Source organism: Phaeodactylibacter xiamenensis (assembly GCF_000759025.1).
In the GTDB taxonomy this organism is placed as follows: Bacteria; Bacteroidota; Bacteroidia; order Chitinophagales; family Saprospiraceae; genus Phaeodactylibacter; species Phaeodactylibacter xiamenensis.
This window is the reverse complement of sequence record NZ_JPOS01000075.1, coordinates 154918-170054: the sequence shown is the minus strand read 5'-3', so window position 1 is coordinate 170054 and position 15137 is coordinate 154918. Positions and strand designations below refer to the sequence as shown.

Genomic DNA, 15137 nt, shown 5'->3' with positions numbered 1-15137 from the left:
ACCCCACAACACCAAAAATTCCCTACCTTGCCAAAAACCAACCCACATAGCCATGAGCGACAAACTCAACCGCCGCGACTTCCTCCAAAAGTCCACCCTCGCCAGCGCCGGCCTGGCCGGATTACCCCTCTCCGCACCCGGCTTTGCGCCCCTTCCCAAAAAAGAGCGTGACCTCCTGCGCGTCGGCATCATCGGCAGCGGGCTGCGCGGGCAATCCCATATCGACCTCCTCCTGCGCCGCAGCGACAGCACCGTAACCGCCATCTGCGATATCGACGACCGGATGATAAAGCGTACCCTCGACCTCTTCAAAAAGCACGACATCAAAGCTCCAAAGGTGTACAAGGGAGAACAGGCTTACCTCGAACTGCTCGAAGATGATACCGTAGATGCCGTCCTCATCGCCACTCCATGGCGCTGGCATACCCCACAGGCCGTTGCCGCCATGCAGGCCGGAAAGTACGTAGGAATGGAAGTCAGCGGTGCCTTCTCCATCGACGAATGCTGGCAACTGGTCAATACGCACGAAGCAACCGGTACGCCCCTCTTTTTTCTGGAAAACGTCTGCTACCGCCGCGATGTGATGGCGGTGCTGAATATGGTGCGCCAGGACCTCTTCGGAGAACTCGTACACCTGGAGTGCGGCTATCAGCATGACCTGCGCGGAGTGAAGTTCAACGACGGAGAGACCGCCTACAACAGCGGCGTGGAATTTGGAGAAAAAGCCTTCAGTGAAGCCCGCTGGCGCACCCGCCACTCCGTCCACCGCAATGGCGACCTCTACCCTACTCACGGCATTGGCCCGGTCGCCCAGTACATCAACATCAACCGGGGCAACCGGCTGTTGTACCTGACTTCCACGTCCACCAAGTCACGGGGGCTGCACGAGTACATCGTCAACCACCCCAAAGGCGGGCCCGATCACCCGAATGCACAAGTCCGGTTTGAATTGGGCGATATCATCACCACCGTTGTCAAAACCGCCAAGGGCGAAAGCATCATCATCAGCCACGATACCAATCTGCCCCGCCCCTACTCTCTGGGCTTCCGGGTACAGGGCACCAAAGGCTTATGGATGGATGTCAATGATTCCATCCACCTGGAGGGCAGCAGCCCCGGCCATCAGTGGGAACCGGCAGCAAGCTACCTGAAAAAGTACGACCATCCGCTCTGGCAAAAGCACGCCGATGATGCCGAAGGCGCCGGCCATGGCGGCATGGACTGGTTCCTGGTCAATGATTTCGTCCTCAGCGCCCGAAATAACACCCCACCACCTATCGATGTGTACGATGCCGCCACCTGGCTGGCCATCACTCCCCTTTCGGAGCAGTCCGTGGCCTCCGGTAGTCAGCCGCAGCCGGTGCCCGACTTCACCCGGGGCCGGTGGATGGTATGGGAGAACCGGTTTGGGCAGGTGGGTTGATGGGGTGCCTCCTTGGCAGGGTAGCCCAAGCCCAGGCGAGGTTAAGATTCGTCCCGGGCAAGGCCACGTCAAGGTTCAGGTTGAGGACTAAGCGCGGTCTTCCATGCGGCGACAATTCATTGCCGCTCCCTGCGGAGGAGCCGCAACATCCGATTTGCGCCCCCCACCCGGCAGCCCTGCAACAGCCCATGCCCCATAGGGGCAAAATGTAGGTAACTTCTAAAGACCAACCTTTGCCTCGTGCCGTAGGTACGAAATGTAAAAACCCAAGTCACCCCGACCGGCAACGCTTGTCAATTTTACATTTCCAACCCGGCAACGCTCAACACCAAAACACCATAAAACCAAAATACCAAAGCACCCGCCAGAGCCTCAAGGCGAAGGAGGGACCACAATACCAAAACCCCCTCCCCACCCACAAGCTGGAGCACACTCCCCAGAGCAGCCTACGCTCAAAGTGTACCCCAGCAGCCCAACCACCGACCTCGTAGAGCGTCGAATATTAGTCACCCCAACCTCCTCTCGTTCTTTCGACCTCGGAGAGTGTCGCACATCCCCTTTGCCCCAGGCACAAAAAAAACTGCAGCCCAGGTCAAGCCCGAACTGCAGTTCCAACCTAAAAAACAAAATCTAACCTACTGCCGCACCACCTTCAGCACCTCCCGGTAACCATCCTCCGTGAAGACCTCCAGGAAATAAAGCCCGGCGGGCAGTGACGCAGCATTCCAGTCCAGCTCCGTCTCCCCCTCCATTATAGGCTGCTGGGTAATCCGCTGCCCAAACTCGTTGAGGAGTGTCGCCTGACCTTCCGCAGCAAGGGGCCGGCTAAATTGCAGGGTAAACGCATCCCGGACCGGATTAGGCAGAATGCCGGCTTTGGTAACCGGAGCTGATTCCGCTGTCCACTCCATCGTGTTGGGCATCACAAGGCTGCCGCCCTGACTCAGGTAGCGCACTTCGCCAATAACGGCGGTTGCATTGCCAAACGGGTCGGTAGAGAAGACCGCCAGCCCCATTTCCACACAGTTCGACATGGGCAGGTAGGCCTGACGAAAGAGCACCCAACTGCCACCGCTGCTGTTGCGGTAAAACGCCCGGATGAGATCACCCTGACGGGTCAGGCGCAACCACTCAGGAAAGGAGGCATAGGAAGTATTGCTGCTCCTTGGCCCGTTTTGAGTGTAACGGATTTCCCTCCGCAGCAGATTCGTCAGATTGGAATAGACCGCATACATCTTGGAACCCGGGTCGCTGCTTTCCCGGATCATCAGCCCGGCGTAGCCGCCAACAACGTCCCGGATGCGGGCCTGAATACCACCATCGCCGCAAAGAGGTACGCTGGCAAAAGCCAGGTTATCGGAATCCTGAGGAATGAGGTTATAGCCTCCAGTGCCAATGGTGAAGTCGCCAAGATCAGGGTTGTCATTGATACATGGGTCATATTCATAAAAGCTGCCATCACCCTGATCACCGATGTCGTTGGCGGTCCATTCCGGGGGCAGGGCGGTACCGATTTCCACGGTAACCATGGCGGTACATTGGCCGGTATTGCCGCTGGGGTCCTCAATCGTTACCACTACAGGGAAGGTCTGGTAAGCGTCATCACAGGTATAGGTGACACCTGGAAAATCTACGGAAGCGATACTGCAGTTGTCGCTGCTGTTGATGGCATCGTAAATGTCGCTTTGCAGCAACGTGTACAGGCCATTGGGCTGCAGTTCTACTGTGGGGTCAAAGCAGACCGGAACTGGCTTGATGTTGTCTTCCACCGTCACTGTCGTATTGCAGGTGCTTAGATTACCATTGACATCGACCACAGTAAGGGTTTCCAGGTTACTGCCCACCTCTGCGCAGCCAAAACTGGTCTGGCTGAGGGAAACAGACTGAATACCACAGGCATCGCTGGAACCGTTGTTTACAGCAGCTGCAGTAGTAGAGCCATTGCCGTTTGCGTCGAGTTGCACCGTTACATTTTGGCATTGGGCAGAGGGTGGAATATTATCTTCAACGGTGACCGTCAGGAAACAGTAGCTGATATTCCCATCAAGATCGGTAATCGTCAGGAACTCTGTATTCTCGCCAACTTCGGCACAGGTAAAGCTGGTTTGGCTGAGGACCAGGGGCTGCAGGCCTCCACAGGCATCGTAGGAACCATCATCGACTGCTGCTGCCGTGGTGGAGCCATTGCCATTCACATCAAGCTGTACCGTTACATCCTGGCACCGGGCTACGGGTGGGACATTGCTGCCATCATCCAGGCAACCGGCATTCATCACATAATCGCGCATCACATTGCCGGGCTGTGTCCCCATACCGTTGGTCATGTTGAATGTACCGTGGTTACGGCTATCGAAGTAGCTCATAATAGTGGGGAAGACATTAAGCTTGTAGGGCTCCTCCAGGCAGGCCCCTCCTTCCGCATCTTCATACGGATTACCACCAGGGCTTACATTCCCATAGTCGTCTATGGTCGTATTATCGCCATTCCAAACGCAGGCATGGGTGTGGCGGGAATTCAGGTTATGCCCGATCTCATGCGTCAGCACTTTTACAAAGCGGGAATACATGGTCCAATCCAGTATTGGAGAACTGCCGCCCGCTCTGGTCAGTGCGTAGGAATCAGAGGTGCAGAGCCCATCAAAAAAGGCAATACCCCCACCTCCGGTAGCCGAAACGGTAGTGCCGGAAATCAGCTGTGCCAGGTCACCCGGCCAGCCGGCACCAGTTGTGTTGTAATAATCCCTGAACTGATTGCGCTGAAATGCCGCACTTGAATCTTCTTCAAAGGCATTATCCTCGGTTTGCCAGACAAAAATTCCGGACATGACCATATTGATGTTCTCCGCAGTGTAAATATTCATGGTCTGCGCAAAAACAGCAGTCAGCCGGTTGGTTGTCTCCGTAAGATCTGAGCCACAAACGGTGTAGTAGGAAAAGTCAGCCACCAGGTAGACTTGTATGACCTGGCAGCCACCTCTGGAGTCGCTGACGCCAAAGAGTTGGTCTTCGGTATACTCCGGCAGGTCTCTGCCCTCTGTTTCGATATGGCATTCGAACTGAAGCAACTGTTCTTTCAACCGCTCCTCCAGGTCAGCAGTCCTGAAAAGGATGTAGCGGTCCGCTTCGCTTTTTAGCTTGGCGAGTTCATAGTTATTCCGGCCATCACTGAACAAGGCTACGAGTTGCTGCTCATAGACACTGACGGTCACCAGTGAGGAAGACGCATGCCCAGCAACCACACCTTTATAATGGACTCCAAGGTCAACATCTTCTATTCGGTTGCCTAAACTGGTCTCCACTTTGAAGTCTTTAGCAAAAATATTGACTTTCCCCAGGTGCAGTACCAGGCTGCTGCCATCGGCTTGCGGCAGGTCTATGCTAAAATGGCTTGGGGCAGCCTCATGCAGGGCTTTCAGTTCCTCCAGATCAATGGTGAGCAGCGTCCCGTCCGTAACTTGTTTGTACGTTTTCTCAGCCGGTTCGGGTTTGGCGTCACCAAATAAGTCGAAGGTGGGCTTTTGCTCCTGTCCAAAAGCCGGCATGGTACAGAATCCGAATAACAGCAATAGAAAAATCGGTCTCATAAAAATGGGTTTCGATGGTTTAAGTAATAATATTACAGGCAACGGCTTACCTCAGGCCAGCCGTGCTTGCATTCATAATTTACATGATACTGCTCCCCTGTAACAGCCTAAGTACAAGGCTCACCCGTATATTAAAGGGCACTTGTAAATACGCTGCACCGGGCATAGGGGGGAATATGCACAAAGGAGTAGAGCCCAACTGCGCTAACGAACAGTAAGGCAGAGACTGTTATGCTGGAAATGAGACGGTCTTAATACTCAGTAATAAATGGAGGGTGTTTTCGCTTTCGGTTGCCCTGACCGCACGGTGCGTTTTCACTTCCGGACCTATGCTTTAGGGGCAAAGATGCTATCAAACAGAAAAATCAGGAGTATTAAGGAAAAGGCAGATTAAAAATCAAAGGGTTTTCCTTCCCTTTACCTGATTTGAAGGATGCACAGGTAAACAAGATGGATATTTGCAGGAAGGTAAAAAATAATGGGTTTCATGGTAACCGGTGTTTTTGGGAATTATCGGTCGAAGTAAAAGGGCTAAGCACAAAAATGGCATAGCTCTCTGTTTCACCGTTTTATCATTTCTAATTTACGACAACTCCAAAACAATGTTGCTCATTATGCTTTAAAAAACCAAAAATACCTGATTTCTGGTATACGAAATAGTGCTTTAAAAACGCAACAGGTGGGGTAATGAAGCAAGTGGTCAGCCCCAGCCTTTCCAATACCCAGCCGAGGCTGAGTTTGATCCTGGGCAGTCCCCAAAGAAGTTGAGGTTGAGGTCAGGCGCCATACCGTCTCCCACCCGGAGCAACGGCCGAAATGCGACCGCCTCCAGTCAGACCGACTGACCAGCACTGCGCTCCCCGCCAGCCGAAGCCCTAGGCGAAGGCTGGTAGCCCAGGACTGAACCCACGGCAACGCTCGTGCTCCGTTTGCTGAAGCAAGAGCGAAGGCAGCCCCCCGCTACATAACATCAACTAATACAAAACCATTCCTGTCCTGGCGGGGGTCGGGGGTGGAAGTTCTCCCTTTCCCTTTTTAAATGGATGGCGCCAAAGCCCAGCTCAACTCAGGACTGCACACACGGCAACGCTCGCCCATTTAACCTTTATCCTTTTCCCTTTAACCATTTTTCCTACCCACAAGCTGGAGCACACTCCCAAAGCAGCCAACGCTCAAAGTGTACCCCAGCAGCCCAACCACCGACCTCGCATAGCGTCGAATATTAGTCACCCCAAACCGCTTCCCGCTTACCGACCTCGTAGAGTGTCGCACATCCCACACCCAAAAGTTAGGGCATACGCCCAAGCCAAGCCAACGCTTAAAGTATACCCTAACCGCCCAGCCTCACCGCCCGCCGTAGCCCTCAGGCGAAGGAGGGACCATAAAACCCCATTACCCACGCTGCCCCTCAATCCCCTAAAGGGGAAGAACCCACGCACAGATTAAACCAAAACACCATAAAACCAAAATACCAAAGCACCCGCCAGAGCCTCAAAGCGAAGGAGGGACCACAACACCAGGTAACCACAATACCCTCTGACCGCCGAAGACATGAACCCCCGTAACCCAATCGACCTCGTAGAGCGTCGAAGATTAGTCACTCCAAACCTCATCGCGTTTTCCGACCTCGTAGAGCGTCGCACTTTTCCTTGGTTTTAACAAATACCCCACCCGCAAGTTAGGGCATACTACCAGGGCAAGCCTACGCTCAAAGTATACCCTAACCGCCCAACCGACCTCGCAGAGCGTCGAATATTACTCACCCCAAACTCCTTCCAGGTTTCCGACCTCGTAGAGCGTCGCACATCCCACACCCAAAAGTTAGGGCATATGCCCAGGCCAAGCCTACGCTTAAAGTATACCCTAACCGCCCAGCCCTCATTCAACCTGCCCAACCATAAAACCCACCGACCGCCGAAGCCTCAAAGCAAAGGAAAGACCACAACACCATAAAACCAAAACACCCCATTACCCACGCTGCCCCTCAGTCCCCTAACGCCTTCGCATCAGCTTCTGCGCTCAGAGAAAGGGGAAGCACCCACGCACAGATTAAACCAAAACACCATAAAACCAAAATACCAAAGCACCCGCCAGAGCCTCAAGGCGAAGGAGGGACCATAACACCATAAAACCATAACACCCACCGACCGCCAAAGCCCAGCTCAACCCAGGATTGACCCCACGGCAACGCTCGCCACTTTTGCATTTTACATTAAGCGTTTTACAGTTCCGAAGCGCAGCAAGGCCTTGCTCACTCCACCACCACCTCCCGGCTCCACTTCTCCCAATCCTCCAGGTAGTAATCCAGCAAAGCAGGCTGGTCCAGACGGTTGGGCTCCAGGCCGGAAGGGCGGGCGGAATCGTCGGGGAAATGAAGCATGGCCTCCACGACCTCCCCGTCCAGATAGCGCACGGGCAGGTTAGTGCGGAAGGACGTAATGGCAAGCGGCTGCGCTCCGGCCAGCACAAAGCCCCAGTCGCCAAAGGAGGGGACGTAGGTATGATAGGGCAGTACGTGCCGGAAGCCGGTCGCCTGCAAGGTCTCCACAATGCACCAGAAGGCATCGCGGGTGTGAAAGGGGCTGGTGGCCTGCGTGGCTAACACCCCATTTGCCGTAAGGCGGTTCCTGGCCATACCGAAAAACCAGGTACTGTAAAGACGGGCCACGGCTTCATTGGAGGGGTCAGGCAAATCTACCAGGATAAGATCGTAGTAGTTTTCGGTTTCTGCCAGGAACTGACTGGCGTCCTGGGCTATGGTCTGCACCTTTGGATGGTCCAGCACGCCTTCGTTCAGCTCGCGAATGTAGGGCTGCTCCCGACCGAGGCGGAAGACAGCCGGGTCCAGATCAACGATGGTCACCTGTTTTACGCCGGGATGCTTGAGCACCTCCCGCGCCAGCAGCCCTTCTCCCCCACCTAAAATAAGGACCTGCTCCTGATAAGGGGCGGCTTCCAGAGGGATGATGCCCAGGGCCTCGTGATAGCGGTACTCATCGACGGAAGAAAATTGGATGACCCGGTTGATGTACAGGCGGACGTCCGACCGGTTTTTAGTCACCGTCAACTGTTGGTAAGGCGTGCGCTCGCTGTACACGATACGGTGCGGGTAGGAACGGCTGTCCCAGTCTTCCAGCAGGGGTTGTGCCTGGTAAAGCAGGATGCCGAAAACCAGGCTGATGCCTAAGGTGACGCCAAACATCCCACGGACCAGCGACCGGGGCAAGCGGCCCGCAAAATAGAGCAGGATGAAAACCCCCAGACTTATATTGACCAGCCCAAAAAACACCGAGCTCCGGAATAGCCCAAAAAACGGCAAGAGCAAAAACGGAAACAGCAGCGTCGCCAGCAAGGCCCCAAAGTAATCCAGCGACATCACATTGGCCAGGTTCTCCCGCAGCGGGTAGTACTTTTTCATAATGCGCGCCAGCAGGGGAATTTCAAAGCCGGTGAGCACCCCGATGACTACAGTTAATCCCAACACCAGCCCCTGATAGGCCTCCGGTGAAACCCGGGTAAAGAAAAAATACAGCAGCGGCACGCTCGCCCCGCCTACCAGCCCCAGCAGGCCCTCCACGCCGATAAACCAGGCGGCCAGGCGCTCTTCCGGAAACCATTGGCTCAGGTAAGAACCCAATCCCATGGCAGCCATATAAAACCCGATGGTGAGCGAAAACTGCGTGATACTGTCGCCCAAAAAATAGGAAGAAGTGGTGCTGATCAACAGTTCGTAAATGATAGAGCACAGCCCGGCAATGAAAATGGCAATCCCCAGGACGGTTTTCTCAGCGCGATTTTTTTGGAAGGGCATGGACTTTTCTCTACTTTTAACGATACAATCATTTACAGCGTGCTAAGATACAGGCTCTGTATAAAAGCAATGCCCTATTTTGTAACCCTATACCTGAAAATATGAGAAAACATACTACTGCCTTTGCCAGTGCCCTGATGTTAGCGCTTATCCTTTCCGGATGCGGCGGCGCTCAGCGCGTTGATCAGGATGCCGGTATTGTGACCACCGTGCGGGAGGTCAGCGAAGGCGAATTCAAGATCGAGGACGAACAAATGGTGGAAAGCAAAAGCGCCAGCGCCATCATCGCCAAATATGCCGATAATACCACAGACACCATTCCGCTGAGTGAAATGCAGCAAATGATGAACGACAGTACCTTGGCGCAGGCGGCACAGGATACCACACACCACCGTCACCATCATTACCGGCGGCATAGTTCCATGTTCAGCATCGTCTCCTACGGTATGATGGGCTATATGCTGGGCCGGAGCCGGAGCAGTTTCCGCCCGCGCCCCAGTGCGTATGTCAACCAGTCTACTTATCAGCGGGTGAGCAGCACCACTGGCACCCGCTTCCGCAATGCGACTTCCCGCACCACTTCTTCCCGCCCTTCCAAAGGGAAGTCTGGCTACGGAGGTTCCCGCTCAACCCGTTCGTCCGGTGGATAGGCGCCTGACTGAAACAGGGCGGCTCAGCCCGAAGCAGCTCCGCAAACGAGGCCTGGAGTGGTTTATCGAAGGGGACAACCACGACTACTTCGCCCCGGAGCTGCTCCGGTTAGCTGATAACGAGATCGCTGCCTTCAGCCAGCCGGCCGGTGAGCTGTACGAACGCCTGTTGCTCGCCATCCGGAAAGTTGGCGAGCAGGAACTCTGGGAAGCAGCGGGCATACCACCCAATGCAGTCGAGGCCGTCGACTACTCCCTGCGACGGGAATGGGGCAATCACCTGGTCGGCCGCTTTGACTTCGCGGGCGGACTGGACGATGTGCCTCTGAAAATGCTGGAATTCAACGGGGATACCCTCTCACTTATGCCCGAAACCCTCAGCGTGCAGCCGATGATGCTGGAGTTGCTCCCGAGGCGCGAACGCAAAAATGCACGGCAGTGGAACCACCTGCGTACCGGACTGGTGAAGGGGCTGCAAAAAATCCTGCAGCGCTATCCTAACCGGCCCGCCAACCTGCTGCTTATCGGGCTGGGGCACGAAGAAGACTGGCTCAACCTGGATGTCATCGAAATGGCAGCGAAACAGGCGGGATTCGAAGAGGTCCACCGCGCCCCGATGGAGGAAGTTATTTTCTCAGAAGAAGAGGGCATCTTCCTGGAAGTCGAGCCCGATGAATACCTCCGCTACGATTTTGTATTCAAAATGGCGCCCTGGGAATTCATTGCCTACGAGGAGCCGGAGCTGATGAGCCTGCTTACGCAAATCATTAAGCGGGATCTGTGTGTCATTCTCAATCCGGCGTACAGCATGCTGCTGCAGTCCAAAGCCTTGCTGCCACTGCTGGAAGAATTAGGCGGATTGCACCCGGCTATGCTAAAGGCGAGCCGGAGCGCAGCGGATTTCCCGGACCACCGCTATGCGGAAAAGCCCATCTACGGCCGGACTGGTGACAACGTGCGCCTGTTTGATGGCAGCCCGCAGTCCATTGCGGAAAACGATGGCGATTATGGCGACCTGCCACGCATTTATCAGCAACTTGCTCCGTTTAATGTAGACAGTGATGGCGACCGCTATCAGCCCAGCGTTTACATCGCGGGCGGAGAAGCCTGTGCGCTTTGTTTCCGGCGGCAGGATGGCCTCATCGTTGATGACGACGCTGAATTTGTCGGCCATTATATTTCGACCTGACTTCATCCGAAAAAAACCACCAAGCCTTATGACCCGGCCTATCCAACTTCCCGTTACTCAAGCTCTGGGCAGACACGTACTGCTCGAGCTCTACCAATGCCCGGCGGAGCCCCTCAAGGCGGAAGGGGAGCTGGAAGAGTTCCTGAAAGCCGCTGCAGAACTTATGGGAGCAACGGTGGTGACTTCCAATTTTCATCAATTCTCGCCCTACGGTATTTCCGGGGTCGTCATTATTCAGGAGAGCCACCTGACGCTGCATACCTGGCCGGAGCACCGGTACGCTGCGGTTGATATTTTTACCTGCGGGGAGATTGACCTGGAGGCGGGTATTGAATACCTTATTCAGGCTTTCCGGGCGGAAACGGCGGACTGGAAGCTGTATGAGCGGGGGAAAGGGTTGTAAATCAATACCCCTCCCACTCTACCTTCCTTCCACGCTTGCTATTCTTCAGAATATCCGGTACGGCCTCCAAAATGGCTTTTTGCAGGAGGTCAACCAGCCGGCGCTTCATAAAACTGCGCCTCAGGACAATACTGACTTCCCGTACCGGTTGGGGATTGCGGAAGGTACGGACGTGCTTGTTGTACAGTTCTTCGGAAAGCTCCAGGGTGGCCAGTTCCGGCAGCAGGGTGTAGCCATACTGCCGTTCCACAATGCGGCGGAGGGTTTCCAGGCTGCCACTTTCGAAGCGTAACCCCCGCTGCGTATGCTGTTCCTGCTGCTCACTGCAGATGTTGACGACCTGAGAGCGGAAACAGTGGCCTTCCTGCAGCAACCACATATCCTCTATGTTGAGGTCCTCAAAATCGATCCGGTCCTTGTCGGTTAGCGGATGGGAGGTGGACATATACACCACAAAGGTCTCGTAAAACAGCGGAATTTCCGTGAAGCCATCGGAGCGAATGGGCGTGACCAGCAAGCCCACATCAAGTTGATCGGCTCTGAGGCGGTCCATGATTTCGTGCGACAGCAACTCCTGAATATGTAGTTGAACATCTGGATAGGCCTGCATAAAGTGGGGCAGGAACATCGGCAGCAGATAAGGGCCAAGGGTCGGGATAACGCCCACCCTAAGCTCGCCTTTCACCATTTCCTGTTCCTCCCGGATTAGTTCCGGTATGCGGCTCGTTTCCCGGATGATGGTCCGGGCCTGACTGACGATGCGCTGCCCGATGTCCGTAGTCAAAATGGGCTTCTTGGAGCGGTCGAAAAGCAGTACACCGAGGTCTTCCTCCAGTTTCTTCACCTGCATGCTCAGGGTTGGCTGCGTCACCCGGCAGGATTTGGCCGCTTTTGCAAAGCTCTTTTCATTGTCTACCGCAATGATGTACTCTAGTTGGGTCAGTGTCATCGTTTAGGATTTCTTCCGCCCGGTAATCCGGACGCCTCCGAGATTGCCCCCGGCGAATAGATCGGCAATCGTTTGATAAAAAGACAGGCGGTTCTCAAAAAGAGCCTCCCCGTAGAATGAACGGTGGGCTGCCTGATTGCCTTTGAATTCATCAAACCGTTTACGGGTCCATTCCCGCCAAAGGGTGTCCATTTCTACGACTTTTAAGTCTGTGAAGCCCGCCTGCTCCAATGCCTGAAGGTACACTTCAGTGTTACTGACAGACTGAGCGCTCACGGTTTCCTTTAGCTGTCGGGCTTCCTTGGTACTCAGTGGATTACGGACCACAAAGTCCTCAATAAAAAACCGCCCGCCGGGTTTCAGAGCTTTATGGCAATGTGCCAGCACTTTGGCCCGGTCTGGTACATGCAGGAAGACCAGGAGGGAAATGAAGTGGTCGAATGTTCCTTCCCAATCGTAATTCAGCAGATCGCCTGCCCGGAATTCCACCCGGTCTGAAAGCCCTGCCCTCCGGGTCAGCTCCGTGGACAAACGGCACAGCTCTGGTTGTAATTCCACGCCAAGGACGCGGCAGCCGCTGCAATCGGCCAGTACCCTGGCGGTACCCCCTACCCCGCTGCCGACATCGTAGACATAGTCGCTGTCTTCCAAACTCAATGCTTCCGCCACTTCATAACAAGCTTCAGCTCCAAGGTAGTGGTATTGGTCCAGGTGCCCGAGCCCGAGCAGGTCGCTTAATTGCAGCCGGCCTTCCGCCAGGCCTTCCTCCTCCAGTTTTTTGTAGACACTTTCTACCCGCCAGTTGTACATTACGGAGGAAAGGTTTTCTTCGGCAAAGGTTACGAAGGGCGCGCAAAGCTGACGGGGCGGGACCGGCGCATCAATAATGCCCAGGGCTTGCAGGTCGTGCTGTACTTTTTCCAGCTCCGAGGCTGCAATCGCCGGGGCGCAGCTCCAGGTGGTCTGACTATACCAATCGGCTACGTCTTCGGGCTGCAATTTAAAATGATCACTGATGAACCTCAGTTTTTCCGTCCGGTCCGTATGATCTAGTCGCTGCCGGATATCATGCATAAGCTCCAGCAATTCGGGCTGATACTGTTCAACAATCTCCTCCCGGGCCACGAGTACAAAGCAGGGCCAGGGCGTCACGCATACGCCCGGGCGGCGCCATTCTCCGCTGTCCACAGTAGGCTTGGTGGTGTATTTTTCCCACATGAAGGCATCAATGCGGCCCTCCTGCATGGCTTGGCGGGCCCCTTCGAAATTACCGACCACCTCAAACTGCAGCGCGCTCGTATCCCAGTCCAGCTGCCGGGCGTTGACGTAAGCCATCAGGTGAGAACCGGAAGTGTACCGGCTGATGCCAAAGACTTTGCCCTCCAGGTCTTCCACCGACTGATAAGGGCTGCCAGCCGCAACATGTATGCCCCAGGTGAGTGGGCTGGACACGTAGGTCCCTATAATTTGGCTGGGGTTGCCCTTGTGCAGGTCAGCCACCGCCCCTTCCGTCAACAGAAGGGCAATATCCAATGCACCACTCCGCAGCCCTTCGCACATCGCACCGGTGCCGCCGGGCTGTACCACCCATTCAAATTTTGGATGATCATCTCCCGCCATATACCACGGGTAATTGAAATGTTCCGGTACGCCGCCTACTCTAAATCGCACTGCTGACATTAAACTGCTTTTTGATCATTTATTTACCTAACTAATAGGAAATCCCTTTCAAAGTTTAAGCTTCGTCTGGTAAGGGCTTCTCGAAAAATAAGTTTTTCAATTGGATTTTGCTTTGATGAGGAACAAAACCAACCATCGGGCGGGTTTTGGGCATTATCAAGGCAAAAGCTGCTAAGCTGTAAATTTAGAGTCTTTATCTTTATCCGTAAGGTTACAGGTAAAGATAGGACGGACCCCTAAGAAAGTAACAAATATCACATTCCTAAAATGCACCCATGAAGCAGTTGGAACAAACCTGGCGATGGTTTGGTGATCAGGACCCGGTAAGCCTTTCGGATATCAGGCAGGCCGGAGCAACCGGTATTGTAAGTGCCCTGCACCACATCCCGATTGGTGAAGTGTGGCCGGTGGAAGCCATTCGGGCCCATCAGGCAAAGATTGAGGCCGCCGGGCTGACCTGGTCGGTCGTGGAAAGCGTGCCCGTGCACGATGAGGTCAAGCGCAAAACCGGCGACTGGAAACGCTATACCGAAAACTACCAGCAAACCCTGCGCAACCTGGGGGCTTGTGGTATTCCGGTGGTGACTTACAACTTTATGCCGGTCCTCGACTGGACCCGTACCGATTTGCATTACAAAGTAGCGGACGGATCCCGTGCCCTGCGCTACGATGCAACTGCGCTGGCGGCTTTTGATCTTTTCATCCTCGAGCGGCCCAAAGCGGTACAAAATTACGACAGCAAACAGCTGCAGCGGGCCAGAGGCTACTTCGGGCAAATGAAAGCTTCCGAAAAAGAGGAGTTGATCAGTACCCTCATTGCCGGGCTCCCGGGCACAGATGAAGGCTATGATCTCGCAGCCCTGCGCCGTAAGGTCGCCCTGTATCAGGATATTAAGCCACAGGAATACCGGCAAAACCTGATTGACTTCCTGAGCGCCATTACACCAACAGCGGCTGAGGCGGGCGTTTTTCTGGCCATCCATCCTGATGACCCGCCCTTTCCTATCCTCGGCCTGCCCCGTATTGTGAGCACAGCGGAGGATGCAGCGGCGATTCTGGCAGGTGTAGACCACCCCAACAATGGGCTTTGCTTCTGCACCGGTTCCTATGGTGCCCGGGCAGATAATGACCTCCCGGCTATGATTGAGCAGTTTGGCCAACGCATCCACTTTTTCCACCTCCGGAATGTGCGGAGAGAGCAGGACGGCAGTTTCTACGAAGATGACCATCTTGCGGGAAGCACAAATATGTACGAAGTAATGAAAAAAATTGTCCGGCTGCAGCAAAGCCGGGAGCGCTCCATTCCGATGCGCCCGGACCATGGGCATCAGATGCTGGACGACCTCGGCAAAAAAGTCAATCCCGGTTATTCTGCCATCGGTCGGCTCAGAGGGCTGGCCGAACTGCGAGGGCTGGAGTACGGATTATTGCAAACTCTAAATTATTAG

The 15137-nt window shown here is 54.7% G+C and carries 9 protein-coding genes; 5 read left to right on the top strand and 4 right to left on the bottom strand.

The genetic code is table 11. The features are described 5' to 3' along the window. The first annotated feature begins 52 nt into the window (after window positions 1-52). The gene (locus tag IX84_RS19075; RefSeq protein ID WP_044224315.1) at window positions 53-1423 is read left to right on the top strand and encodes a Gfo/Idh/MocA family protein; all 1371 of its coding nucleotides are present in this window, start codon (window positions 53-55) and stop codon (window positions 1421-1423) included. 635 nt (window positions 1424-2058) lie between these two features. On the opposite strand, the gene IX84_RS19070 is transcribed toward IX84_RS19075, so the two are convergent. Further along, window positions 2059-5007 carry a M12 family metallo-peptidase gene (locus IX84_RS19070; RefSeq protein ID WP_044224313.1) on the bottom strand — a complete coding sequence of 983 codons (2949 nt, stop codon included), beginning with the start codon at window positions 5005-5007 and terminating at the stop codon, window positions 2059-2061. A gap of 2251 nt (window positions 5008-7258) precedes the next feature. Beyond that, entirely contained in the window at window positions 7259-8818 is a 1560-nt protein-coding gene (locus IX84_RS19065; RefSeq protein ID WP_044224311.1) for a polyamine aminopropyltransferase, read from the bottom strand. Between the two features lie 101 nt (window positions 8819-8919). On the opposite strand from IX84_RS19065, the gene IX84_RS19060 reads away from it, so the two are divergent. The 3 genes from IX84_RS19060 to speD are packed head-to-tail and all read left to right on the top strand — an operon-like array spanning window position 8920 to window position 11060. Further along, complete coding sequence (locus IX84_RS19060; protein ID WP_044224309.1) at window positions 8920-9468, top strand: hypothetical protein; 549 nt, start codon at window positions 8920-8922, stop codon at window positions 9466-9468. Further along, window positions 9461-10657 carry a glutathionylspermidine synthase family protein gene (locus tag IX84_RS19055; RefSeq protein WP_052516210.1) on the top strand — a complete coding sequence of 399 codons (1197 nt, stop codon included), beginning with the start codon at window positions 9461-9463 and terminating at the stop codon, window positions 10655-10657. Before IX84_RS19060 ends, IX84_RS19055 begins: the two co-directional genes overlap by 8 nt. Window positions 10658-10685: 28 nt before the next feature. After that, a complete protein-coding gene (gene speD, locus IX84_RS19050) occupies window positions 10686-11060 on the top strand; it encodes an adenosylmethionine decarboxylase (protein ID WP_044224308.1) in 375 nt (124 codons plus the stop codon). Window position 11061: 1 nt separating this feature from the next. On the opposite strand, the gene IX84_RS19045 is transcribed toward speD, so the two are convergent. Both IX84_RS19045 and IX84_RS31230 read right to left on the bottom strand, forming a co-directional pair. Beyond that, complete coding sequence (locus tag IX84_RS19045) at window positions 11062-12009, bottom strand: hydrogen peroxide-inducible genes activator (RefSeq protein WP_044224306.1); 948 nt, start codon at window positions 12007-12009, stop codon at window positions 11062-11064. Between the two features lie 3 nt (window positions 12010-12012). Continuing rightward, the gene (locus IX84_RS31230) at window positions 12013-13689 is read right to left on the bottom strand and encodes a methyltransferase domain-containing protein (RefSeq protein ID WP_052516209.1); all 1677 of its coding nucleotides are present in this window, start codon (window positions 13687-13689) and stop codon (window positions 12013-12015) included. A 275-nt stretch (window positions 13690-13964) separates the two neighbouring features. Between IX84_RS31230 and uxuA the strand changes: the two genes are divergently transcribed. Continuing rightward, complete coding sequence (uxuA, locus tag IX84_RS19035) at window positions 13965-15137, top strand: mannonate dehydratase (protein ID WP_044224304.1); 1173 nt, start codon at window positions 13965-13967, stop codon at window positions 15135-15137.

Excerpts from the sequence above, each read along its gene's own strand:
- IX84_RS19075 (WP_044224315.1), top strand. The coding sequence starts at position 53 with ATGAGCGACAAACTCAACCGCCGCGACTTCCTCCAAAAGTCCACCCTC.
- IX84_RS19070 (WP_044224313.1), bottom strand. The coding sequence starts at position 5,007 with ATGAGACCGATTTTTCTATTGCTGTTATTCGGATTCTGTACCATGCCG.
- IX84_RS19065 (WP_044224311.1), bottom strand. The coding sequence starts at position 8,818 with ATGCCCTTCCAAAAAAATCGCGCTGAGAAAACCGTCCTGGGGATTGCC.
- IX84_RS19060 (WP_044224309.1), top strand. The coding sequence starts at position 8,920 with ATGAGAAAACATACTACTGCCTTTGCCAGTGCCCTGATGTTAGCGCTT.
- speD (WP_044224308.1), top strand. The coding sequence starts at position 10,686 with ATGACCCGGCCTATCCAACTTCCCGTTACTCAAGCTCTGGGCAGACAC.
- IX84_RS19045 (WP_044224306.1), bottom strand. The coding sequence starts at position 12,009 with ATGACACTGACCCAACTAGAGTACATCATTGCGGTAGACAATGAAAAG.
- IX84_RS31230 (WP_052516209.1), bottom strand. The coding sequence starts at position 13,689 with ATGTCAGCAGTGCGATTTAGAGTAGGCGGCGTACCGGAACATTTCAAT.
- uxuA (WP_044224304.1), top strand. The coding sequence starts at position 13,965 with ATGAAGCAGTTGGAACAAACCTGGCGATGGTTTGGTGATCAGGACCCG.